Raw genomic sequence first — 21,983 nt, 5'->3', positions numbered from 1 at the left:
TTAAGTCGCGATAGTACGCCGTTTCGGTTACGGGGATAGCGATTCGTAGTTGGCACGGTCGCTGGCGACGGAGCAGGAAATACTGCGGACCTGCCAACGTCGGCAGACGCAGCACGGCCGTTTCGGCAGCCCGTCACCGACGCCGTCCCGCCAGCGGTACCGTTTGCCAACAATCAATGCACCCCCGCCTGTGCAGGCCATTCAACGCATGCGCGTGTGGTGGATGTCGATGCATCCGCACATCGTCCGCCGTGCCTCCCACCGATAGGAATGACCCACAGCATGCTCCGTACCTTCGCTCTGACCGCAGCCATCACCCTGGCACTGGCTGCCTGTTCTGGAAACGAGTCGCCGGTTCAGCCAGCCAGCGACGCGACCGGCAAGGCCACCACTGCGCAGGCGGCCGACCTCAAGTCGAACCCGCTAGTGAGCGCCAGCACGTTACCATTTCAAGCGCCGCCATTCGACAAGATCCAGGACAGCGATTATCTGCCTGCCTTTGAGGAAGGCATGCGTCTGGAACTTGCGGACGTGCGCAAGATCACTGCCAACCCGGAACCGGCGACCTTCGAAAACACCCTCGAAGCGCTTGATCGCGGCGGCGAGGTGCTGTCGCGCGTGTCGGACATCTTTTCCGGTGTCATCAGTGCCGATACCAACCCGACGCGGCAGAAAATCCAGGAGGAGCTTGCGCCCAAGTTGGCGGCCAATAGTGATGAGATTCTTCTGGATCCCAAACTGTTTGCGCGCATCAAGGCGGTCCATGACCAGTCCGATGCAATGAAGCTCAATCCTGAGCAAAAGCGTCTGGCCGAGATCACATACAGAGGGTTCGTCACATCCGGCGCGCTGTTGTCCGATGCAGACAAGATCACCTTGCGCAAGCTCAATGTGGAGGAAACCACGCTTTCCACGCAATTCCACGCGAAGTTGGTGGCTGCTACAGCCGCCGCTGCGGTGGTGGTGGACGACAAGGCCCGGCTGGATGGCTTGAGCGAGGGCGATATCGCCGCCGCTGCCGATGCCGCCAAGGAGCGCAAGCTGGACGGCAAATATCTGTTGACCTTGCAGAACACCACCCCGCAACCCGTGCTGGCCTCGTTGAAGGATCGCGCGTTGCGTGCTCAGATCATGCAGGCGTCGCAGATGCGCACCGAACAGGGCGACGACAACGACACGCGCAAGGCGGTCCAGCGACTGGCGCAGTTGCGCGCGCAAAAAGCCAAGCTTCTCGGCTTCGACAGCTACGCCGCGTATAGCCTGGACGACAAGATGGCCAAGAATCCCGCCGCCGTGCTCAAGCTGCTGACCGACACCGTGCCCGCCGCTACCGCCAAGGCGCGCCGCGAAGCGGCAGAGATTCAGAAAGTCATCGATGCCCAAAAGGGTGGTTTCAAGTTGACCGCTTCCGACTGGGACTTCTATGCCGAACAGGTGCGCAAGGCCAAGTACGACCTGGACGAATCGCAGATCAAGCCGTATTTCGAACTCGATAACGTATTGCAAAACGGTGTTTTCTACGCCGCCACGCAACTTTACGGCATCACCTTCAAGCAACGCACCGACATCCCCACTTATCATCCGGACGTGAAGGTGTACGAGGTTTTCGATGTGGATGGCACGTCAATGGCGCTGTTCTATGCCGACTATTTCAAACGAGACAGCAAGTCCGGTGGCGCGTGGATGGGATCCTTCGTCGGGCAGAGCGGCCTGACCGGTGCCAAGCCCGTGGTCTATAACGTGTGCAACTTCACCAAGCCGGCCGCAGGCCAACCCGCGCTGCTGAGCTTTGATGACGTCACCACCATGTTTCATGAGTTCGGCCATGCGTTGCATGGCATGTTTTCCAAGGTGACCTACTCGGCGATGGCCGGAACCAGGACGCCACCCGACTTCATGGAGTTTCCCTCGCAGTTCAATGAGCATTGGGCTTCCGATCCCACCGTGTTCGCGCATTACGCAAAGCACTATCAGACCGGTGCTGTAATGCCGGAGGATCTGGTAAGAAAAATCAGAAAAGCCAAGACCTTCAACAGCGGCTATATGACCACCGAAACCCTGTCTGCATCGCTGCTCGATCTGGCATGGCACACCCTGCCGGCGGATGCACCGTTGCAGGACGTGGACAGGTTCGAAACCGCTGCGCTCAAGCGCTTCAAGGTAGACATCGCTGAAGTGCCGCCGCGTTATCACAGCAGCTATTTCAACCATATCTGGGACATGGGATATGCTGCTAGCTATTACGCCTACCTCTGGGCGGAAGTGCTCGACGACGATGCCTTCGAGTGGTTCAAGGAAAATGGCGGCTTGAACCGCAAGAACGGCGATATCTTCCGCGCCAGGATCCTTTCCCGCGGCAATACCGTCGATCCGGCTACGCTGTACCACGATTTCCGAGGCAAGGACCCCAGCGTCGAGGCCTTTTTGGAGAATCATGGCTTGACGGAATAAGCGGTATGTTTGGGATGCCATGTTTGCACCGGTAGGCGCACGCAATAGACGAACGGGATGGCCCTTATGCCATCCCGTTTTTGTTTGTGCAGTTGGGAGCTTGCGGTAAACCTGCTGGTGTTACGGTTGCGGGTTTGTTTGGCCATCGGCTTCCCGATTCTTTAGTGAAGTGGCATGCCGGGTTGCGATGAATCGTACGGTTGCGCACATGAAAGCGCGGAGGTTTGTAAGAGACATGTATGTCCCTTGCGAGGATTTCCCTTGCCGGATTGCGGATCTGCCGCGCGCGGCGCCTGGACCAGAGGACGCGGTGTTTCGTGATTCCATGACCGGCACCGGCCGATGAAGTGCGCTTGCTTACTCGCGCAGGTCACCACATGCAACAACGCCCTTGCCATGTCTTTCATCACTTGCACAGCCCGTCACCCAGGCGCATCGTTGAGTCGCCAAGCCGGCTCCCGACCATCCGACAGGTCTGCCATGCGCCCATCGCACTCCACCTCCCGCTTCCAGCGCGCCGCACAGTGGTCGCGCAAGGAACTGCTGCCGCTGCTGGTCATGCTGGTACTACTCACCGCCGCGCGTTCGTCGTTTGCCAATCACTACCAGGTCCCCAGCGGCTCGATGCAGCCCACCTTGCAGCCGGGCGATCGCGTGGTGGTGGATATGCATGCCTATGGCTGGCGCTTGCCGCTGAGCAACCGCATCGTCGTCGGTGGCGATCGGCCGCAGCGCGGGGATGTGGCGGTGTTCGATTCTCCGTACGACGGCACGCGCTTGATCAAGCGCGTGGTGGCGGTGGCAGGCGACCGCGTGGATCTGCGCGATGGGCATTTGTCCATCAACGGCCAACCGCTGCAGATCGATGACGATGGTGAGCGTGAGCGCTTCGGCGCACGTATTGCGCACCTGAACCTGGATGCCGGCGGTGGGCCGGATCTGCACGATGTGCGGGTGCCGGCCGGCAAGGTATTGACCATCGGCGACCACCGCGGCAATAGCCAGGATGGGCGCTATTTCGGTTTCGTCGATGCTTCGGCGGTGTACGGCAAGGCCGTGGCAGTGTATTACCGGCGCGGCGAAGGCGTGGAGTGGAAGCGGCTGTAGTCGCTGGCGCCCGCACGGCGCGTGGCGACCCGCAGCGAACACGTGCAGCCGATGCGCAACCGCCTGCATCGTGTGCTGATCAGAACGCTACATCCGCCAGCGTGCAGGAGGTCTCCCACAAGCGCGTCGCCGCCTGCCGGTCGTGGACCTGGCGGGCGATGGTTGCCGGGGTGGGGGTACCCTTCAGTTCAAGCAGGCCGTCCGGACCGTAATACCCACCGCCGCGTGCCTGCGGGTCGGTAGCGGCATACAGGGTAGGCAGCGCGCCGGCGGCTGCGGAGTGGCTGATGTAGGGACTAATCACCCGGTTGACCGCGCCGAGCACGCCGGGGCGACCGTCGATCGCCGGTCCATTGGCGATCAGGGCGGTCCGCGCAAAGCCGGGATGTGCGGCAAGCGCGCGCAGGCCCCAGCCGTGCATCTCGCTGCGTCGCTGCAGTTCCATGCTGAAGATCAGCATGGCCAGCTTGGACTGGCCATACGCCTTCCACGGGCGATACGGGCGCGCGGTTTGCAGATCGTCGAAATCGATGCGGGCATGGCGATGCGCCAGACTCGACAGGTTGACCACGCGCGGCGCCGTCGCCGCACGCAGCAGCGGCAGCAACTGCGCGGTCAGCGCGAAATGCCCCAGATAATTGCTGCCGAACTGCAGCTCCATCCCGTCGGCGGTGGTCTGCCGCTCTGGCGGCGCCATCACGCCGGCGTTGTTGATCAACAGGTCCACCCATTGCTGGTGCGCGGCAAGCCGCTCGGCGAACGCGCGCACCGATGCCAGGCGTGCAAGATCCAGCAGTTCCACGCGCACCGTGGCATCCGGATGCACGGCCAGCAGCGCCTGCCGCGCGGTCTCGCCCTTGTCGGGGTTGCGCGCGGTCAGCACCACGCTGGCGCCGGCACCGGCCAGCGCCAGTGCGGTCTCAAAGCCCAGCCCGCCCACGCTGGCGCCAGTGATCACGGCGACCTTTGCGCGCTGCGGTGGCAGGTCGGCCAGGGTCCAGCCGGTCATCGCGCCAATGCCAGCGTTTCGGGCAATGTGCGCCACCAGCGCTGCCCGCTGGCCGGACGGCGCAAATCCACCCGCTCGCCCATCTGCGGGGTAGCCAGCGCGACGTCCGCGGCTGCGGCCAGCGCCACGATGCGCTCCAGCGGCTCGGACCAGACATGCATGGCCAGATCGAAGGTGCCGTTGTGGATCGGCAGCAAGGTGCGCCCGCCGACATCGATAAACGCCTGCAGGCTCTGTTCCGGCTGCATGTGCACGTCCGGCCACATCTGGTCGTAGGCGCCGTTTTCGATCAGCGCCACATCGAATGGCCCCAGACGCTGGCCGATCGTCTTGAAGTGCGGGCCATAGCCACCGTCGCCACTGAAGAACACCCGCAGGTCGGCGTCCTGGATCGCCCATGAGCACCACAGTGTGCGGTCGCGATCGAACAGGCCGCGGCCGGAAAAATGCCGCGACGGCGTGGCGGTGAGGGTGAGGCCATCCACCTCCACCGATTGCCACCAGTCCAGCTGCCGCACCTTGCCCGGGTCCACGCCCCAGCGCACCAGCAGGTCGCCCACGCCCAGCGGCGCGACGAACACCCCGACACGGTCGGCCAGGGCGGCAATGGTGGCGCGGTCCAGGTGGTCGTAATGGTTGTGCGACAGCAGGACCCCGGCCAGCGGCGGCAGCGCGTCCAGCGCGATCGGCGGCGCGTGGAAGCGCTTGGGCCCGGCAAACGCGAACGGCGAGGCGCGCTTGGAGAACACCGGATCGGTCAGCCACAGGCCGCCACGCAGTTTCATCAGCACTGTGGAATGACCGAGCCGGAACAGGCTGTGGTCGGGCGCGTCGCGCAATTGCGCCGCGCTCAGCGGCAGCACCGGCAGCGCCTGCGACGGCACCGTGTGCGTGGGTTTGTTGAACAGCACCTCCCACAACAGACGCAAGCCACCCAACACACCGGGCTGGCTCAGGTGGGTGGGTAGTGCGTTGCGGAAGCGGCCGTTGCGGAACTGCGGCGAGGCGGCATGCGAGGCGGTGCGTGGCAGATGACGGGACTGGGTGAGCACGACGCGATCCATCGATGAGGGCGGGCGAACCGGCAGCGCCGGTGGTGTGATTACACTACACAGTGTAGTTTTATCTTGGGCGATGTAAACCAGGCGGTGTAACATTGCGCCATGTCCAGTTCATCCGACGCGGCGCCGGCGCAGCAACGGCTCACCGACCGCAAGCGCCACGCCATCGTCGAGGCGGCCATTGCCGAGTTCCGGCAGCACGGGTTCGAGGCCACCAGCATGGACCGCGTGGCGGCCACGGCCGGCGTGTCCAAGCGCACCGTCTATAACCATTTCCCCAGCAAGGACGCGCTATTTGGCGAGATCCTGCGCGGGCTGTGGCAGCGCAGTGCCGAAGCGGTGAATCTGGCGTACCGCCCCGACCAATCATTGCGCACGCAGTTGACGCAATTGCTGCAGCAAAAGCTGCGGCTGCTCGACGATGCCGCCTTTATCGACCTCTCGCGCGTGGCGATCGCCGAAGGTATCCACTCGCCCGAACGTGCCCGCGCGCTGCTGGCGCAACTGGGCAGCAAGGAAGAGGGCACTACCACCTGGCTGCGTGCCGCACTGGCCGATGGACGCCTGGTCGAGGTCGATCCGGAATTCGCCTCGCAACAACTCCAGGCGCTGGTGAAGGGGTTTGCGTTCTGGCCGCAGTTGGCGATGGGGCAGCCTCCGCTGTCGCCCGCCCAGCAGGCGCAGGTGGCCGAATCGGCGGTGGAGATGTTTCTGGCGCTCTACGGGCGCGAGTAAGCCTCGTGGCAGCGCGGCCGCGTGTGCCGACTGGCTGGTTCTTGCTTGGAAGCCGCAGTAGCGGTCGCGCACTGCGGCCCTTGCGCACGGCCATCGCGCACCTGACGCACCTGCTCGGTTTGTCGGTCGCTCAGCGGCCTCTGTGCGCACTCGCGGCCGAGCGCGTGGTGCCATCTGCGCTGACGCCTGCGAGCGAAAAATAGCCGAGCTATTCCTGCACGTAGAGCGGCAACGCACGCAGCGCATGTCACCGGCGGCATGTACGCGCTGCGGATTGCTGCGCGCGTCCGGCGCAGCCGACGGCGTGGGCGCGCATCCTGGCGCGGCAGGCAAACCGCGCAGAGCCACTCACGTGCCGTCAGCGTCCTGCGCCCACACCGCCAGCGCATAGCCATGCGGATCGGTGAAGTGGAAACGTCGCCCGCCGGGAAATGCGAACACCGGGCGAGTGATGGTGCCGCCGGCCGCTTCGATGCGCGCCTGCGTGGCCGCCAGATCGTCGGAGGCCAGCACCACCAGTGCGCCGCCCGGCTGCGGTGTGCCGTGGAAGAACCCGCCAGCGAGTCGGCCGTCGCGGAACTCGCAATAGTCGGGGCCGTACTCCTGGAAGGTCCAATCGAACGCCGCGCCGTAAAACGCCTTGGCGACCTCGATCGAGGTGACTGCAAATTCCAGGTAGTCGATACGGTGATGCTGTTCGCTGCGGTGCATGGTGATCTCGCGTGTCGGGTGGCTGCACAGCATGGGCTGCCAGGCCTCGACCGACTTGGCGAAAACGGCCATCAACGCGCGTGTTGCTGCACCAACTCGCGCGGGCTCAACCCGGCAAGCCGGCGCGCATCGCGGACCAGATGCGGTGCATCGCCGTAGCCTGCTTCCAGCGCGGCAGCGGTGAGAGTGGGGTAGTGACCAGCCAGGCGTAAGAAGCGCTGCAGGCGCAGGATGCGTTCCAGGGTCTTGGGGCCGTAGCCGAATGCCACGTGGCAACGCCGCCGCAGCTGGCGCTCGCTGATGCCCAGCGCTGCGCACAACGCGGGCACCCGCAGCGCTGCATGGTCTGCCAGCTGCGCGAAGGCCCAGGCCATGCGCCGATCCACCGGCGTGGCATGCTGCCGACATAGCGCATGCAGCGCCTGCAGCGCATCGCCACCCTCGTGCAGCCGCTGTTGCCAGTGATGTCCACGGGCGCCCCACAGCTCCTCCAGCGCCACGCGTTGGTTGGCCAGATGATGCAGCGGGACGCCAAGCACGCCTGCGGCCGCACCCGCGCTCAGGCGCACGCCGGTGAGCACGCTGCCGGCCGCCACGCAGGCCATGTTCGCGGTCTGGTCTGGGCCGGCGACGAACAGCGAGACGCCATCCCAGATCAGATCGACGCAGCCATCCGGCAACACCCGCACCGGTGCGCTCGCCGCACCCTGCCGATATCGCCAACTGCAGCGCAGCTGTGTGTGCAGGTCGGGCGGTGGCGGGAGCTGTGCGTAACGGGAGTCGGATTCCAGGGGCATGGCCGTGGTCTGTGGCAAAACGCGTCAGCGCAGCCGGATGGCTGCGTCTGCCGATGTGTCGACGCGGCCGCCCGGGTGCTCGGGCCGGCCCGATGTCGCGGCAGGATCGTTCCGGGCAGTGGTAGGCATGGACCTCATCTCCTGGTTGATTGCAGCCTGGCGCAACCGGCAATAGCGTCAGCTGTTGTGGCGCATAGCCGGAATGCTCTCGCGGCCGGATATCAGCACGCGCAGCGTCGCAGAATCCGTCAGCGACCGGAACGACCGGTGTCCAGTGCTCCGGCGGTGTCCGCGTACCGGCGTCCATGGAACCAGGCCACCATCGGCGAGGCCATCACCGTGGTCACCAGCGTCATGCCGAACAACAGGGTGAACAGGTCCGGCCCGATCACGCCGCTGTCCAGGCCGATCTTGATCACCACCAGTTCCATCAGGCCGCGTGCGTTCATCAGCGAGCCCACGGTCAGGCTGTCGCGCCAATCGTGGCCGCTCAGGCGCGCGCCCACGGTGCAGCCGACCAGCTTGCCGGTGACCGCCACGCCGATCACCAGCAGCAAACCGGCAACGCCGGCGCCGGCAAACGCGCTGGGGCTGGTGGCCTGGCCGGCGACGGCAAACAGCACCGGCATCAGCAAGGCGATCGCCAGCGGCTCGATGCGCTCGGCCAGATGCTCCAGCAAGCGGTCTTCGCGCGGCAGGCAGATGCCAAACATGAAGGCACCGAAAATCGCATGCAACCCGATCCATTCGGCCGCCGCGGCGCAGCCGAGCAGGCCGATCAGCACCCACACCAATGCGCTGGACGCATGGCGGCCGTCGTGCGCGCGCGGCGCGAGCAGCCGCGCATACACGGGCTTGAGCACACCGAACACCAGGGCGAGCAAGACCAGCGCACCGACTGCGGTAAACGCCACGCCGCCGTGCGCGCTGTTTCCCGTCAGGGTGAGCACTACCGCCAGGAAGATCCATACCGTGGCGTCGTCGATCACCGCCGCGCCCAACGCCAGGCGCCCTGCCGGCGTGCGGGTCATGTTGCGGTCCTTGAGGATGCGCGCCAGCACCGGAAACGCGGTCACCGACATCGCCGCAGCGATGAACAATGCGAACGGCCAGAAGCCGATGCCGTGCGGAGCAAAGCGCGCAAACAACCACGGCGCGGCGGCAAGGCCCAGCAGCAACGGCAATACGATCCCCGCGATGCCGACCGTCACCGACGAGCGGATCTGCGCCTTGCTGCCTTCCGGCGCACGCAGCTCCACGCCCACGATGAACATGAAAAGCACCACGCCGATGTTGGCCAGGCCCGACAGCGGCGGCAAGCTCTTGGCCGCGAACAGCACACCATGCATCTGCGGGAACCAGGCACCGAAGGCGATCGGACCCAGCAACAAACCGGCCGCCATTTCGCCGATCACCGGCGGCTGCCCGACGCGTTGCAGCAACGCGCCGCATCCGCGTGCCACGCCCAGGATCACTGCCAGTTGCACCAATAACAACGTGGTCGGATTCATCTGCTTCGCTTTTCCATGGGTTGCGTCGGCACGGCCGCAGGACAGGCGGCGTGGGCATGGCCGGCCTTCCCTGCGGACCGGCCGCACAGCACTGTACTGCATCGACACAGACCTTGATCCGTGGTCAGAAGCATTGGCGTGCGCCGCAGCGCAGGACTGGCGCTGGCAAGCGTGGCCTGCGAGCGGTGCACGGCGATCCGATGTATTTGCCTTGCCTGTGCGACGCCGTGGTCCCGATGATCGCTCCCGCTCCAGGCGACAGGCCTGCGCCGTTGCAGCGCGCTGGCAATGGCGCAGGCAACCGCCCGCACCGATGCGCACCGATGTGCACCGAAGCGGCAATCCCACGTTCCCGCCTCGGTTGACCTGCCGCTTTACAGCACCGGTCCACAGCCGCGCTGCACCGCACGACGCTGCTTGCAGGCGAACCGTGTGGCATCCGTGCGCATGGCGAGCCCGACGGCAGCGCGCATGCGGGGAGGCTCAACGTTCCGAATCACCGCTTTCGTCATACCCGCGCGGCGTAAACAGATCCGGCTGGATCAGCTCGATAAAGGCACGCGCCTGCGGCGACAGATACTTGCCCTTGCGCACCACCACGCCATAACTGCGGGTGGGGAAATAGTCCTTCAGCGAGCGGGTGGCCAGCTTGTCGCGGTCGGCGTCGGTGACGCAGATCGCGGTGACGATGGAAATGCCCATGCCCATCGCCACGTATTGCTTGATCACTTCCCAGCCGCCCACTTCCAGCGCGACGGTGTACGGCACGCGTGCCTGCTGAAAGATCAGGTCGACCAGGCGATAGGTCACCTGCCGACGTGGCGGCAGGATCAACGGATACGGCGACAGATCCTGCAGCGTGACCATGGACTTGCCGGCCAACGGGTGGTCGGGCGGGGTGATCAGCAATTGCTCGAAGCGATACACCGGCGCGTAGTTGAGATCGGCGGGTACGTCCAGCATGGAGCCGACCGCCAGGTCGACGGCGTCTTCGCGCAACAGGTCGGTGCCATCGGCGCTGATCGCGTTGTGCAGGGTCAGGCGCACGTCCGGATGGCGCGCGCGGAAGTTCGCCACGATGCGCGGCAGCAGGTACAGGATGGTGGAGCTGTTGGCGGCGATATTGAGCTCGCCGGCATCCAGCCCGCGTACCTTCTCGCGAAAGCTCGCCTCCAGTCCATCCAGGCTCTCCACCAGCGGCAGCACCATGTCGTAGAGCAGCTGGCCCTCGCGGCTGGGTGCCATGCGGCGCCCCGAGCGCTCGAACAGGGCCACCCCCAGGTCGCGTTCCAGCGCCTGCAGTTGCAGCGTCACCGCCGGCTGGCTCACGTACAGCGCCTCAGCCGCCCGTGAGACAGACCCCAGACGCACCGTCTGGCAGAACGCACGCAGGGGCTTGAGCCGGTCGGATTTGTAGGAAAATCGAGGGGTTGGCGACATCTGGGCGTCTTCTGAAACCCAATATAAGTAAAGCTTATTTACAGCATTGATAAAACTGCTTTGTCAAATAGTTGCTGGCGGCGCACGGTGCAGGTCCGGATGCACAAGGACCTCCACATGTCTGCCACCGCTTTCGCTTCACGTCCCACCGACCGCGCCACGCCCGGTTTGTCGTTGACCACACAGGTTGCAGGGCAGGCGGAGCTGCTGCCGCCAGCCGCGCTGGCACTGCTGGTGTCGCTGCATCGGGCGATCGAGCCCGGCCGCCAGCAGCGGCTGGCCCAGCGGCGTGCCCGCCAGGCCGCCTTCGATGCCGGCCAGCTGCCGGACTTTCGTGCGGACACCCACGCCATCCGCGCCGGCGACTGGCGCGTCGCCGCGCTGCCGGCGGTGCTGCAGGACCGGCGCGTGGAGATCACCGGCCCGACCGATCCGAAGATGGTCATCAATGCACTGAACTCCGGCGCCAAGGTGTTCATGGCCGACTTCGAGGATTCCACCGCGCCGACCTGGCGCAACCTGCTGGCCGGCCAGCGCACCCTGGCCGCCGCCGTGCGCGGCGACCTCAGCTTCGATGCGCCCAATGGCAAGCATTACGCGCTGCGCCCGGAAGCCGAGCGTGCGGTGCTGATCGTGCGCCCGCGCGGTTGGCACCTGGACGAAAAACACGTCCGTATCGACGGCCAGCCGCTGGCCGGCGGCCTGTTCGACGCGGCCTTGTTCGCCTTCCACAACGCCCGCACGCTGCTGGCCAAGGACCGCGGCCCCTACCTGTACCTGCCCAAGTTGCAGAGCATGGAAGAAGCCGCGCTGTGGGAAACCGCGCTGGCGCATATCGAAGCGATGCTCGGCCTGCCGCATGGCCAGATCAAGGCCACCGTGCTGATCGAAACGCTGCCGGCGGTGTTCGAGATGGACGAGATCCTGCACGCGCTGCGCGAGCGCATCGTCGGGCTCAATTGCGGGCGCTGGGACTACATCTTTTCGTATCTCAAGACCTTCCGCGCGCACCGCGACCGCGTGCTGCCGGAGCGTGGCCAGGTCACCATGACCCAACCGTTCTTGAAGGCGTATTCGGAACTGCTGATCAAGACCTGTCACCGCCGCGGCGCGCATGCGATGGGCGGGATGGCCGCGCAGATTCCGATCAACCACGATGAGGCTGCCAACGAACAGGCCATGGCACGCGTGCGCGCCGACAAGCTGCGCGAGGTCACCGCCGGCCACGACGGCACCTGGGTGGCGCATCCGGCGTTGATTCCGGTGGCGATGAAACTGTTCGACGAACACATGCCCACCGCGCATCAGCAGCATGTGTTGCGCAACGACGTGCAGGTGACGCGCGACATGCTGATCGCGCCTTCGCCGGGCACCATCACCCGCGCCGGTTTCGAAGGTAATGTCGAAGTCTGCGTGCGCTATCTGGCGGCCTGGCTGGACGGCAATGGCTGCGTGCCGATCCACAACCTGATGGAAGACGCCGCCACCGCCGAAATCAGTCGCGCGCAGCTATGGCAGTGGCTGCATCACGGCCAGCATCTGGACGACGGCACCGCCATCGATCAGCAACTACTGCAGGCAACCCTGCGCGCATTGCCGGCGCGCCTGGGGACAACCACGGCACTCCCTGGCGCCACGCGAATCGATGAGGCAATCGCGTTGCTGGAAGAACTCAGCCGTGCCGATGAACTGGCGGACTTTCTCACCGTGCCGGCGTACCGCCTGATCGACTAGAGCAGCCAACAGAACTACTGCGCAGCCGGCAGGCGGGCGCGGCCGGTGCTCGGAATCCTCATGTGCCGCTCGTACACTCCGGTTCCTCCGCGCCGTCCGCACCCACCTGACGACTGCTCGCTACGTTCTGGTAGCCGCTCTAATCACCGCATTGCAGCGACACCCATGGTGCCCCTGCACTCCTCACCTCAATGCAGCACACCGCCCGTTGCGCGCAGACGCAACGACGGCCTCGCCATGCCGCATGCCGTGTCATGCACGGCCTTCCTTCCTCGTTCCATCCGTCGTCGCCCTTCAGGAGAACGCAAGATGAGCACCACACTGCAAAGCGCCGAACAACTGCAGCAGGACTGGACCACCAACCCGCGCTGGGCCGGCATCACCCGCAACTACACCGCCGCTGATGTGGTGCGCCTGCGCGGCACCGTGCATGTGGAGCACTCGCTGGCGCGACTGGGCGCCGACAAGCTGTGGACCTCGTTGCATGCCACCCCGTTCGTCAACGCGCTGGGCGCCTTGACCGGCAACCAGGCCATGCAGCAGGTCAAGGCCGGCTTGAAGGCGATTTACCTGTCCGGCTGGCAGGTCGCCGCCGATGCGAATCTGGCCGGGCAGATGTATCCGGACCAGTCGCTGTATCCGGCCGACTCGGTGCCGGCGGTAGTCAAGCGCATCAACAACACCTTGTTGCGTGCCGATCAACTGCATCACGCCGAAGGCAATGACGATATCGACTTCCTGCAGCCGATCGTGGCCGACGCCGAGGCCGGCTTCGGCGGCGTGCTCAACGCCTTCGAGCTGATGAAGGCGATGATCGAAGCCGGCGCGGCCGGCGTGCACTTCGAAGATCAGCTGGCATCGGTGAAGAAGTGCGGCCATATGGGCGGCAAGGTGCTGGTGCCCACCCGCGAGGCGATCGAAAAATTGAACGCTGCGCGCCTGGCGGCCGACGTGCTGGGCGTGCCGACGGTGCTGATCGCACGCACCGATGCCGAAGCGGCCGATCTGATCACCAGCGACGTGGATGCCAACGATCAGCCCTTCACCACCGGGCAGCGCACGGTCGAAGGTTTCTTCAAGACCCGCAACGGGCTGGATCAAGCCATCAGCCGCGGGCTGGCGTACGCACCGTATGCGGATCTGATCTGGTGCGAGACCGGCAAGCCGGACCTGGACTTCGCGCGTGCATTCGCACAGGCCATTCATGCCAGGTTTCCCGGCAAATTGCTGGCCTACAACTGCTCGCCCAGCTTCAACTGGAAGAAGAATCTCGACGATGCCACCATTGCCAAGTTCCAGACCGAGCTGGCGAGCTATGGCTACAAGTTCCAGTTCATCACCCTGGCCGGTTTCCACGCACTCAACTACGGCATGTTCCACCTGGCGCATGGCTATGCGCGCCGCCAGATGAGCGCCTTCGTCGAGTTGCAGCAAGCCGAATTCGAGGCTGCGGAGATGGGCTTCACCGCGGTCAAGCATCAACGCGAGGTGGGCACCGGCTACTTCGATGCGGTGACGCAGGCGATCCAGCAGGGGCAATCGTCCACCACCGCGCTGCGCGGCTCCACCGAGGAAGAACAGTTTCACGGCGAGAAGGCGGCCTAACCTGCAGCGGGCCGTCCGCGTTTCGCCACCCCGGGAGGGGGAGAGGGCTCGGGAAACCGGGCCCTTTTTTTTTGGCAATACCCGACATTCCGTCTCTTTTCCCGAGAGAAAGAGTGTGATCTGGTGCGGGGCAGTGGGGTTCCTGTAGGATTTGCCCACGGGCTAATGGTGCGGGCCGGCCTAAGGAAACGGGATGACTTGCCACAACACTGCAGGCGCAGTTGAGCCGACCGGAAGCGTTGCCAAGACGCTCTCGGACGGGCTGCATGCGTTGATGACTGCTGACGAACTGGCGTTTTTCGCCCGCTTCGGCCGTCCCCGTGAGCTTGCCGCGGGCCAGGCGCTGTTCGAGCGCGGTGCGATCGGCACCCAGATGTTCATCGTGGTCAGTGGCCAGATCGACCTGGATTTCGGCGAAGACCTGACGCTCAAGCACCTGGGGCCAGGCGAATTTTTTGGCGAGCTCGGCCTGCTCATCGGCGATCACGCGCGCAGTGCCGGTGCCAGCGCATCCATGGACAGCCGCCTGATCGAACTGGCGCACGACGATTTTCAGCGTCTGGTCGACCACGATCCTTCGATGGTCGCGCATTTTCTGCGCCGCTCCATCGTGCGTGTGGTCAACAACGAGCAGCTGCTGATCCGTCAGCTGCGCCGTCGCAACCACGATCTGGAAGCGGCGCTGGACAATCTCTACGTCACCTCGCACCAGCTCAACCACACCGAAGAACTCAGCCGCACCGACGAGCTGACCGGGCTGCACAACCGGCGCGGTCTGGCGCTGTATCTGCAGGAATGTCGACGCGTCGGCAACGTGCCGGGCGTCGGGCTGATCCTGATCGACTGCGACCGCTTCAAGCGCATCAACGACGAGTTCGGCCATCTGGCCGGCGACCGCGTGTTGCAGAACGTGGCGCATGCCCTGCGTTCGGTCATCGCCGAGGGCGATCTTGCCTGCCGTCTCGGCGGTGACGAATTCTGCGTGCTGGTTGCGCAAGGCACCCCGGAGCTGGTGCACCACATCGGCGAGTGCATCGTGCGCGCGGTGGAAGCGCGCCTGTGCAACAACCAGGGCGAGCAGGGCTGCTCGGTCAGCGTCGGCCTGTGCATGATCGATGCGGAGGCGTCCTGGAACGACTGGTACACGCTCGCCGATAGCGCGCTGTATGAAGCCAAGCGGCAAGGCGGCAATGTGCTGGCCATGCACCAAGCGCTCGCACCGCCGCCATCCGGCGCTGCGCCTGCTCCAGAGCACGGCTGAGGCATGAGCGCCCGCACCCACGCACGCAAGGACGCGTCGTCGGAGGCGATGCAGGCCCCGCGTCTTCGTACCTTGCTGTTGACCGACCTATGCGATTCGACCGCGTTGGTCGAACGCATCGGCGACAACGCCGCCGCGGCACTGTTCCGCGAACACGACCGCTTGGTGGTCAAGCTGCAGCAGCAGTGGCGCGGCCGCCTGATCGACCGCTCCGACGGTTTGCTGTTGTTGTTCGACCGCCCGATCGACGGGCTGGGCTTTGCACTGGATTACGCGCGCGGGCTCAAGGCGATGGGCGATGCCCACGCGCTCACCTTGTGCGCGCGCCAAGGCCTGCACGTCGGCGAAGTGCTGACCTGGCGCAACAGCGAAGAGGCAGTGAGCATCGGCGCCAAACCGCTGGAAGTCGAAGGTCTGGCCAAACCGACTGCCGCACGCCTGATGTCGATGGCGCGGCCGGGGCAGATCCTGATCTCGGCCGTCGCCGAATCCTTGACCCACCGCGCCGCACGCGAACTGGGCGACCGCGCCGAACGCATCCTGTGGAAGTCCCACGGCCGCTGGCGCTTCAAGGGCGTGCCCACGCCGATGGAGATCTACGAAGTCGGCGAAGTCGGCCTGACCCCGCTGCGCATGCCGAAAAACTCGGCGAAGGCTTGGCGCGATGTGCCGCTGTGGCGCCGGCCGGCGGCGTTGGTTGCCGAGACGGGGGTCATGCTGGCGGTGGGCATCGCGATCTGGTTCTTCATCCGTCCCCAGCCGGCGATCGCGTTCTCCGAACGCGATTGGGTGGTGGTGGGGGACTTGCAGAATGCCTTGAAGGATAGTCGTTACCAAGGCGCTGTTGAGGCAGCCCTACGTACAAGCATTGAGCAGTCGCGTTATATCAATGTGGTTCCTGCGGAACGTGCACAGAATGTTCTTGCCATGATGGGTAAACCTGATCAAAGCATGGACAGGCGCGTGGGTTCTGAGATATCGGAGCGACTAGGCGCCCGGGCACTCCTTTTACCCACAATTTCTGAAGTTGCAGGGAACATTCGAATCGATCTCGAGGTGGTCAATCCGAGAACCTCGGCTACGGTGTTGTCTCTGTCTGCGTCAGGGAAGGGTGCTGACAGTGTCGTGGCATCGATTGGAGATGTAGGTGCGGCACTGCGAAAGTCGCTTGGCGAGCAGCCTGAGTTGATCGAGCGCAGTTCCCTGCCTTTGGAAAAAGTAACAACTCAAAATATAGACGCATTGCGTTCCTTCACCTTAGGGCAAAAGGCTTATGCATTAAAAGATCTGGGTGCCGCCGAACAGTACTTTGCCATTTCGCTCAAATTAGATCCGAGCTTTGCAATGGCAAGAATTGCACTTGCTCGAGTAGCCTACTCACGTACAGACGTTGCTCGTGCTCAAGAGGGAATGCAGCACGCTTTGGATGGAGTGCCGCGCCTGACAAATCGCGAGAGGCTTTATGCGGATGCTCAACTCTCCCTATTTTCAGGTGAAAAAGGCTACGTTCAAAAATGGAAGGCGCTTTCTGATCTCTATCCAGATTTCGATGTTGCCGCATTCAATACAGCGTCAGGGATGCGGCTGGCAAACGACTACGCAGGAATGGCGAAATATAGTCAGCGCGCAGCGAGTCCCCAAGCGGTGACGCTGCCACTTGCAATGCAATACAGAGCAATGGCCAATATGGGGCTAGGGCGCCTCGACTTGGCAAGTGCAGATTGCCTCGCATCCAAGCGAATCGGATTCAAGTACAACTCTGTCGAGTGCGCTCTGATCAAAGCCGCATCGCGCTCGCCTAACGAAGCATTAGTGGAGCTGCGCCCGGTTGCAAAGGAGGAGCGCTTTTTGTCAGTGGCACGTGCTGCTGCGGAGGTGACAGTTTTGGCCGACGCGGGTCGTTGGAGCGAGGCAGCAACTGGAGCCAAAGCTTTAATGACTATGATCGAGTCGCCTAAATTACCCTACGATTGGCTTGCGCGTACTACTTCGTTGGCAGTCGTTGCACATGAAGATGACCAGGCGGCACGCCTCAGCGGAGCTAGAGAATTATTTCGGTTGGCGAAGAAGTCGGTAGAAGGAACTAATGGGCGCACAAGAGAGTGTATCCTTGTCGCTGCGCTTTACTCGGCTTACGTGGCGGTTGGGGAAGGAGATTCATCGCTTGCAGTAGAGGCACTACCGCTTGCTGCCAAGGATGAAGAGTCGTCGCCTTTTTCAACCCTCGGTAATCTTTCCGCTATCTTGAAAGCGAGAATGGAGACTAATTCAGGCCGACCCGCCCACGCGCTCTCGCTCCTTGAAGCGTATTCTGAACCAGCCGCCCTTTCTTTGACCGAGGTGGAGCGCGTCCGCGCTAGGCGTGCGCTTGGAAAGATGGTGAGTCAGTCAGTTGATAATGTTGCGGAAATAAAAAAACGCGCCCGTATTTACGCGGAGTGGTTGCCGGATAGGCCACCTATCATCGATTCATTGCTGCCTCGCTGATAATTTAAATGCATGTTCGAAGCAAAGATTGATGCCTGTTGTGAGGTGAGGCCGAAAAGACGGCCTCACCTGTAGAACTAGCGACGAAAAACGTCAAACCCGCAAGTGTCTTCAATGCGCTTGGCCATTTCATCCAGCCCGGCGTTGATATCTTCCTTGCTAGGGATGTCTACGTGAATCGGCGCTTCGCTTTTCTCGATCTTGAACCCGTACTCCGCAAAGGCTGCGATGGGATCTTTTTCCATTGACGCCCGAAATTCATCGTCTGTAGCAAGTCGTTGTAGGAGGCTCTTTGAGTTTTCCAGCGTAGACATTCAATCCCCTGTAAAAATATTTTTAGAAAATGTTCCGCTCAGTTGAACAATGGTACTGGCGAAAGATGCAGGTTGTTTTTTGAAGAATCAATGACGCCAATGCCATTCGCACCCACCACCATGTTTTTAAGGCTGTCCAAGCCAAGCAGTTCCTCAAGATTGGCGTCATTGACTGCTGCAGTATAGAACGCGCCGAGACCAAGATGTGTGGCTAGAAGGTAAAACGTTTGACTCAGGTGGCCAGAATCGAGTGTGACGGCCCGATAGGCTTTCGGATGATTGCGGTACTTCCAATGATGCCGATCCAGGCGCGCTACGTGGAACACGAGTGCTGCGGCTTCAGCAAAATACGTTTGACCAATGACAAGAGCTTCGGCCAGCTTTCGAGCATCTTCCAAAGCCATTGGTTTAAGGCAGTTGAGATGGTGGTTGCCGCTTTCATAATGGTACAGCCCAGGCTCCACTCCTTCGACGCTCATGATCAACGGATAGGCTTCGATGGGATGAAGAGCCCCTCCGGAAGGACTGGTACGCCTGAGTGCTGTCATCCCAGGGGCAAGATCCTCTTTACCGATGGCCCCGAACGTCAGATGTAGGAGCCTGCTGAACTTGGCTTCGGGTAGTGCAATAGAGCGATCGAAGTGGCGCGTTGTTTTACGCTGTAATAAAACCTCTTCAAAATTATCGGGGCTAAGACATTCAGATAACGCAACCTTATGGGGCCCCACTGGATGCATCGGGAAGTGCGTAGGAATCGCTCCGTGTACAGCAGCATGGCGCATTAACTGTGCCTGCCGATGCTCGATGCCCATGTCTTCAGTTGCGTCAGGCGTCCGCTTGTCGTTCCATCGTGTCATGCCATGATAAAGATGGGCTAATGGGTGCCAGCCGATTTCCTTACGGGTCTTCTCAGCTAAAGTCAGGGTAGCGCTCTTTTCGTCGCTTGCATCATCGGAGAGAAGTGCACCTATTCCAATAAGACGAGAGAGAGAGCCTTCAGGAAGACTCGGTTTCGACACGCTACTTCCTTCGATCCAGTCAGCTGGCAACGAAGCAATGAAATAAAGTTCTTCAGCCGTCAATTCGAGTCGCTCGCCTGTGAGTGAGCAGAGTAGGCTGATGGATGTCGCGGGAGCTAGACGCACTACGCCACGAAGGAGGGCACTCAAATCAGGCTGTGTTTGTTCCTCAATCTCGAAAAAGCAAAGACTTCTACGTTTGATCTTCATTGCGCGGGAGGCAGCATCGTGAATTGGGGGGCGTCCATTTTTGGTCTACCTATGCGCCTGGATCAGGGTCATTCCTTCAAGTGCCATCTAACGCATCGCTTGCCGCGAGAGTTGATCTTCTGATTTGGGCATGCAGCATCAATCATCCATTCTCCCAGGCAAATTTTCAATCGCTGTCTCTCAGCTGGGCGAGGCAGCGGCGAGTACGAACTTCGTACGCTGCTCGGCGTGGTAACTGCTGTGTCGACCGATAAGGCGGGTGCAATCGTGTTGTGCTGGCACTTAGTTGTCACAATAGAAAAGCCGACGAAGTTTTCGCCGGCTTTTCTGATTGGGGTGTGATGAGCAGCTTAGCTCTTATAGTGAAGGAGCCTACTTCCGAATCGCCTGCGTATGCGTCTTCAATGCATCGCTCAGGCCGGTGACCTTGTCCGCGCCTTCCGGGACGGTGATGCTGGAGCCTTCGAAGTCGGCGCCGATCGGTTGCGCGCGGCCGCCCAGGCATTGGCTCAGGAAGCCTTCGGTCACTGCGTTGAAGGCCTTGCTGTTTTCCGGGCGCCTGAAGCCGTGGCCTTCGTCGGGGAACAGCACGTAGGTGACCGGGATGTTCTTGGCTTTCATCGCGTTGACGATCTGGTCGCTTTCGGCCTGTTTGACGCGTGGGTCGTTGGCGCCCTGGCCGATCAGCAGCGGCTTGCTGATCTTGTCGACGTGGGTGAGCGGGGAGCGTTCGGTCAGCCATTGCTTGCCGGCGACGGTGGCCGGGTCGCCCATGCGCTTGGTCAGCTGCTTGTAGAAGCTGGCCCAGTACGGTGGCACGGTGCCGAGCAAGGTGTTGAGATTGGCCGGGCCGACGATGTCCACGCCGCACTTGAAGCTGTCCGGGGTGAAGGTCATGCCTACCAACGTGGCGTAGCCGCCGTAGCTGCCGCCCATGATGGCGACCTGGTCGGGTTTGGTCACGCCCTGCTTGACCGCCCACTGCACCGCATCGAGCAGGTCGTCGTGCATCTTGCCGGCCCACTCGCCGTTACCGGCGTTGGTGAAGGCCTTGCCGAAGCCGGTGGAGCCGCGGAAATTCACCGACAGCACCGCATAGCCACGATTGGCCAGCCATTGCTCGTAAGGGCCATAGCCATAGCTGTCGCGCGCCCACGGGCCGCCATGCACGAACAGCACCAACGGTACCGGCTTGTCTGCCTTGCCGTCGTGGTTGGCATCGGCCTCGGCGGGCAGGGTGAGGTAGCTGACCAGGGTGAGGCCATCGCGCGCGGTCAGCGCCTGCGGCCACATCGGCACCAGCGGCTTGCCCTCGAGTGCAGGGCGGGCGGAAAACAGCTTGCTCAGCTTGCCGCCGTCGGCGCGGTCGTAGCGATAATACGTCGTCGGCGTTTCCGCAGCCGAGTAAGCGACGATCCAGGTGCGGTCATCGAGCGTGCGTGCGGCCACCGCGGCATCGCCGGCACCGAGCGACTTGAGTTTCTGCAGGTCGGCAGCGATCCCGGTATCCAGCGCCTTCCATTCTTCGCGCAGATAATCGGTGGACACTGCCTGTACGGCTCCGGTCTTGCGGTCGCTCAAGGTATCGCCGACGTCGGCCTTCGGGTTTTCGAACAGCAGTGTGCGTGCGTTGCTGGCGGTGTCGATGGCATACAACGCTGAGGTATCGCGGTTGCGCGAATCGCGCATGTACAGCGTCTTGCCGTCGTCGGTCAGTCCCTCGGGCGAGGTGTTGGTGACATCCTCGAACGGAATGCGATCCACGCTCTTCCATGCCTTTCCATCGGGCACCAGCAATTCCCTGCCGGCATCGTCGGTGGCGCGGGTCGCATAGCGCAGCCGGAAGTCGCCATCGAGCAGGTAGCTGTCCAGGCTGTCGGTGTTCTTCTGCACCAGGGTGCGTTTACCCGTGGCCAGGTCGACGCGATACAGATCGTGCCACTTCGCATCGCGGTCGTTCATGCCGACCATGATCGATTCCGGATGGTGCGCGCTGATCGCGGCCACCTCGGCATTGGTCTTCTGGAAGGGGGTGAGATCCTTGCTGCTGCCATCGCTCAGGTTGACCGAGAACAGATGGAAATCCTCGTCGCCGCCATTGTCGCGCAGGTATAACAAGGTGTCGGTGTGATAGGTCCAGAAATAGTTGCGGATGCCGCGCGCGATGTCCTTGGTGATCGCATGCGCCTGGTCCGGTGCATCCACCGGCGCGACCCAGACGTTGAGCACGCCATCCAGCGGGGCCACCCAGCTGAGGTACTTGCCATCCGGGCTGATGCTGACGTTGGCGCGCTCCGGATTGCCGAACAGCGCATCGCGGGTGATCAGCTCAGGCGCGGTGACCGGTGCGGGCGCGGCCGTGGGCATCTGCGCGGCGGTTGCCGCAGTGCTGGCGGGTGGAGCGGTCTTGTCGCTGCAGGCGGACAACGCCAGCAGCATGCTGGAAACGAGAAGCAGGCGTTGCATGAAAGCCTCCGGTGGGAATCGCGGCCAATCCAGCCGATCCGGCCACGCTACGTGCAGTACCGAGG

The 21,983-nt window shown here is 63.0% G+C and carries 16 protein-coding genes and 1 other RNA gene; 8 read left to right on the top strand and 9 right to left on the bottom strand.

Translation table 11 applies throughout. The features are described from left to right. Nucleotides 1-282: 282 nt before the first annotated feature. Together FHY19_RS21875 and lepB are read left to right on the top strand one after the other, a co-directional pair. Complete coding sequence (locus FHY19_RS21875) at nt 283-2,451, top strand: M3 family metallopeptidase (RefSeq protein WP_259168558.1); 2,169 nt, start codon at nt 283-285, stop codon at nt 2,449-2,451. 480 nt (nt 2,452-2,931) lie between these two features. After that, complete coding sequence (lepB, locus tag FHY19_RS21870; RefSeq protein ID WP_259168557.1) at nt 2,932-3,558, top strand: signal peptidase I; 627 nt, start codon at nt 2,932-2,934, stop codon at nt 3,556-3,558. Nucleotides 3,559-3,637: 79 nt separating this feature from the next. Here the strand turns inward: lepB and FHY19_RS21865 are convergent, their stop codons facing one another. Both FHY19_RS21865 and FHY19_RS21860 read right to left on the bottom strand, forming a co-directional pair. Next, nucleotides 3,638-4,567 (bottom strand): oxidoreductase, encoded by a 930-nt coding sequence (locus tag FHY19_RS21865; protein ID WP_259168556.1) that lies wholly within the window; start codon nt 4,565-4,567, stop codon nt 3,638-3,640. After that, nucleotides 4,564-5,631: an MBL fold metallo-hydrolase gene (locus FHY19_RS21860; RefSeq protein ID WP_259168555.1), complete on the bottom strand. Its 1,068-nt coding sequence runs from the start codon at nt 5,629-5,631 to the stop codon at nt 4,564-4,566. Before FHY19_RS21860 ends, FHY19_RS21865 begins: the two co-directional genes overlap by 4 nt. Nucleotides 5,632-5,730: 99 nt before the next feature. On the opposite strand from FHY19_RS21860, the gene FHY19_RS21855 reads away from it, so the two are divergent. Further along, nucleotides 5,731-6,363 carry a TetR/AcrR family transcriptional regulator gene (locus tag FHY19_RS21855; protein ID WP_259168554.1) on the top strand — a complete coding sequence of 211 codons (633 nt, stop codon included), beginning with the start codon at nt 5,731-5,733 and terminating at the stop codon, nt 6,361-6,363. 348 nt (nt 6,364-6,711) lie between these two features. On the opposite strand, the gene FHY19_RS21850 is transcribed toward FHY19_RS21855, so the two are convergent. The 4 genes from FHY19_RS21850 to FHY19_RS21835 all read right to left on the bottom strand — a co-directional run bounded on the left by FHY19_RS21850 (nt 6,712) and on the right by FHY19_RS21835 (nt 10,822). Continuing rightward, nucleotides 6,712-7,074, bottom strand: a complete 363-nt coding sequence (locus tag FHY19_RS21850; RefSeq protein ID WP_259168564.1) for a VOC family protein — start codon at nt 7,072-7,074, stop codon at nt 6,712-6,714. A 71-nt stretch (nt 7,075-7,145) separates the two neighbouring features. Next, nucleotides 7,146-7,871: a helix-turn-helix domain-containing protein gene (locus tag FHY19_RS21845; protein WP_259168553.1), complete on the bottom strand. Its 726-nt coding sequence runs from the start codon at nt 7,869-7,871 to the stop codon at nt 7,146-7,148. Nucleotides 7,872-8,119: 248 nt separating this feature from the next. Then, entirely contained in the window at nt 8,120-9,382 is a 1,263-nt protein-coding gene (locus tag FHY19_RS21840) for a cation:proton antiporter (protein ID WP_259168552.1), read from the bottom strand. 483 nt (nt 9,383-9,865) lie between these two features. Continuing rightward, entirely contained in the window at nt 9,866-10,822 is a 957-nt protein-coding gene (locus FHY19_RS21835; RefSeq protein ID WP_259168551.1) for a LysR family transcriptional regulator, read from the bottom strand. Nucleotides 10,823-10,939: 117 nt separating this feature from the next. Between FHY19_RS21835 and aceB the strand changes: the two genes are divergently transcribed. The 5 genes from aceB (at nt 10,940) to FHY19_RS21810 (ending at nt 17,909) form a co-directional block, all read left to right on the top strand. Continuing rightward, entirely contained in the window at nt 10,940-12,556 is a 1,617-nt protein-coding gene (aceB, locus tag FHY19_RS21830) for a malate synthase A (RefSeq protein ID WP_259168550.1), read from the top strand. Between the two features lie 60 nt (nt 12,557-12,616). Next, a non-coding RNA gene (locus FHY19_RS21825) (sX9 sRNA) lies at nt 12,617-12,692 on the top strand. A gap of 173 nt (nt 12,693-12,865) precedes the next feature. Further along, the gene (gene aceA, locus FHY19_RS21820) at nt 12,866-14,161 is read left to right on the top strand and encodes an isocitrate lyase (protein ID WP_259168549.1); all 1,296 of its coding nucleotides are present in this window, start codon (nt 12,866-12,868) and stop codon (nt 14,159-14,161) included. Between the two features lie 193 nt (nt 14,162-14,354). Then, nucleotides 14,355-15,422 (top strand): GGDEF domain-containing protein, encoded by a 1,068-nt coding sequence (locus tag FHY19_RS21815; RefSeq protein ID WP_259168548.1) that lies wholly within the window; start codon nt 14,355-14,357, stop codon nt 15,420-15,422. A 3-nt stretch (nt 15,423-15,425) separates the two neighbouring features. Next, on the top strand, nt 15,426-17,909 hold the full coding sequence (locus tag FHY19_RS21810) for a putative peptide modification system cyclase (protein WP_259168547.1): 2,484 nt from the start codon (nt 15,426-15,428) through the stop codon (nt 17,907-17,909). Between the two features lie 77 nt (nt 17,910-17,986). Here FHY19_RS21810 and FHY19_RS21805 read toward each other — a convergent pair whose 3' ends face one another. From FHY19_RS21805 to FHY19_RS21795, 3 genes are all read right to left on the bottom strand, one after another. Further along, nucleotides 17,987-18,223 (bottom strand): NHLP-related RiPP peptide, encoded by a 237-nt coding sequence (locus FHY19_RS21805; RefSeq protein ID WP_259168546.1) that lies wholly within the window; start codon nt 18,221-18,223, stop codon nt 17,987-17,989. Nucleotides 18,224-18,261: 38 nt separating this feature from the next. Next, a complete protein-coding gene (locus FHY19_RS21800) occupies nt 18,262-19,452 on the bottom strand; it encodes a putative peptide maturation dehydrogenase (protein ID WP_259168545.1) in 1,191 nt (396 codons plus the stop codon). Nucleotides 19,453-19,824: 372 nt separating this feature from the next. Further along, on the bottom strand, nt 19,825-21,918 hold the full coding sequence (locus FHY19_RS21795) for a S9 family peptidase (protein WP_259168544.1): 2,094 nt from the start codon (nt 21,916-21,918) through the stop codon (nt 19,825-19,827). Nucleotides 21,919-21,983: the final 65 nt, after the last annotated feature.

Origin of the sequence: Xanthomonas sp. 4461, from assembly GCF_024806475.1 — a bacterium.
In the GTDB taxonomy this organism is placed as follows: Bacteria; Pseudomonadota; Gammaproteobacteria; order Xanthomonadales; family Xanthomonadaceae; genus Xanthomonas; species Xanthomonas arboricola_F.
This window is presented reverse-complemented; position numbering and strand designations above follow the sequence as displayed.

What these genes read in the sequence shown, in the direction of transcription:
- FHY19_RS21875 (WP_259168558.1), top strand. Translation starts at nt 283, where the DNA reads ATGCTCCGTACCTTCGCTCTGACCGCAGCCATCACCCTGGCACTGGCT.
- lepB (WP_259168557.1), top strand. Translation starts at nt 2,932, where the DNA reads ATGCGCCCATCGCACTCCACCTCCCGCTTCCAGCGCGCCGCACAGTGG.
- FHY19_RS21865 (WP_259168556.1), bottom strand. Translation starts at nt 4,567, where the DNA reads ATGACCGGCTGGACCCTGGCCGACCTGCCACCGCAGCGCGCAAAGGTC.
- FHY19_RS21860 (WP_259168555.1), bottom strand. Translation starts at nt 5,631, where the DNA reads ATGGATCGCGTCGTGCTCACCCAGTCCCGTCATCTGCCACGCACCGCC.
- FHY19_RS21855 (WP_259168554.1), top strand. Translation starts at nt 5,731, where the DNA reads ATGTCCAGTTCATCCGACGCGGCGCCGGCGCAGCAACGGCTCACCGAC.
- FHY19_RS21850 (WP_259168564.1), bottom strand. Translation starts at nt 7,074, where the DNA reads ATGCACCGCAGCGAACAGCATCACCGTATCGACTACCTGGAATTTGCA.
- FHY19_RS21845 (WP_259168553.1), bottom strand. Translation starts at nt 7,871, where the DNA reads ATGCCCCTGGAATCCGACTCCCGTTACGCACAGCTCCCGCCACCGCCC.
- FHY19_RS21840 (WP_259168552.1), bottom strand. Translation starts at nt 9,382, where the DNA reads ATGAATCCGACCACGTTGTTATTGGTGCAACTGGCAGTGATCCTGGGC.
- FHY19_RS21835 (WP_259168551.1), bottom strand. Translation starts at nt 10,822, where the DNA reads ATGTCGCCAACCCCTCGATTTTCCTACAAATCCGACCGGCTCAAGCCC.
- aceB (WP_259168550.1), top strand. Translation starts at nt 10,940, where the DNA reads ATGTCTGCCACCGCTTTCGCTTCACGTCCCACCGACCGCGCCACGCCC.
- aceA (WP_259168549.1), top strand. Translation starts at nt 12,866, where the DNA reads ATGAGCACCACACTGCAAAGCGCCGAACAACTGCAGCAGGACTGGACC.
- FHY19_RS21815 (WP_259168548.1), top strand. Translation starts at nt 14,355, where the DNA reads ATGACTTGCCACAACACTGCAGGCGCAGTTGAGCCGACCGGAAGCGTT.
- FHY19_RS21810 (WP_259168547.1), top strand. Translation starts at nt 15,426, where the DNA reads ATGAGCGCCCGCACCCACGCACGCAAGGACGCGTCGTCGGAGGCGATG.
- FHY19_RS21805 (WP_259168546.1), bottom strand. Translation starts at nt 18,223, where the DNA reads ATGTCTACGCTGGAAAACTCAAAGAGCCTCCTACAACGACTTGCTACA.
- FHY19_RS21800 (WP_259168545.1), bottom strand. Translation starts at nt 19,452, where the DNA reads ATGAAGATCAAACGTAGAAGTCTTTGCTTTTTCGAGATTGAGGAACAA.
- FHY19_RS21795 (WP_259168544.1), bottom strand. Translation starts at nt 21,918, where the DNA reads ATGCAACGCCTGCTTCTCGTTTCCAGCATGCTGCTGGCGTTGTCCGCC.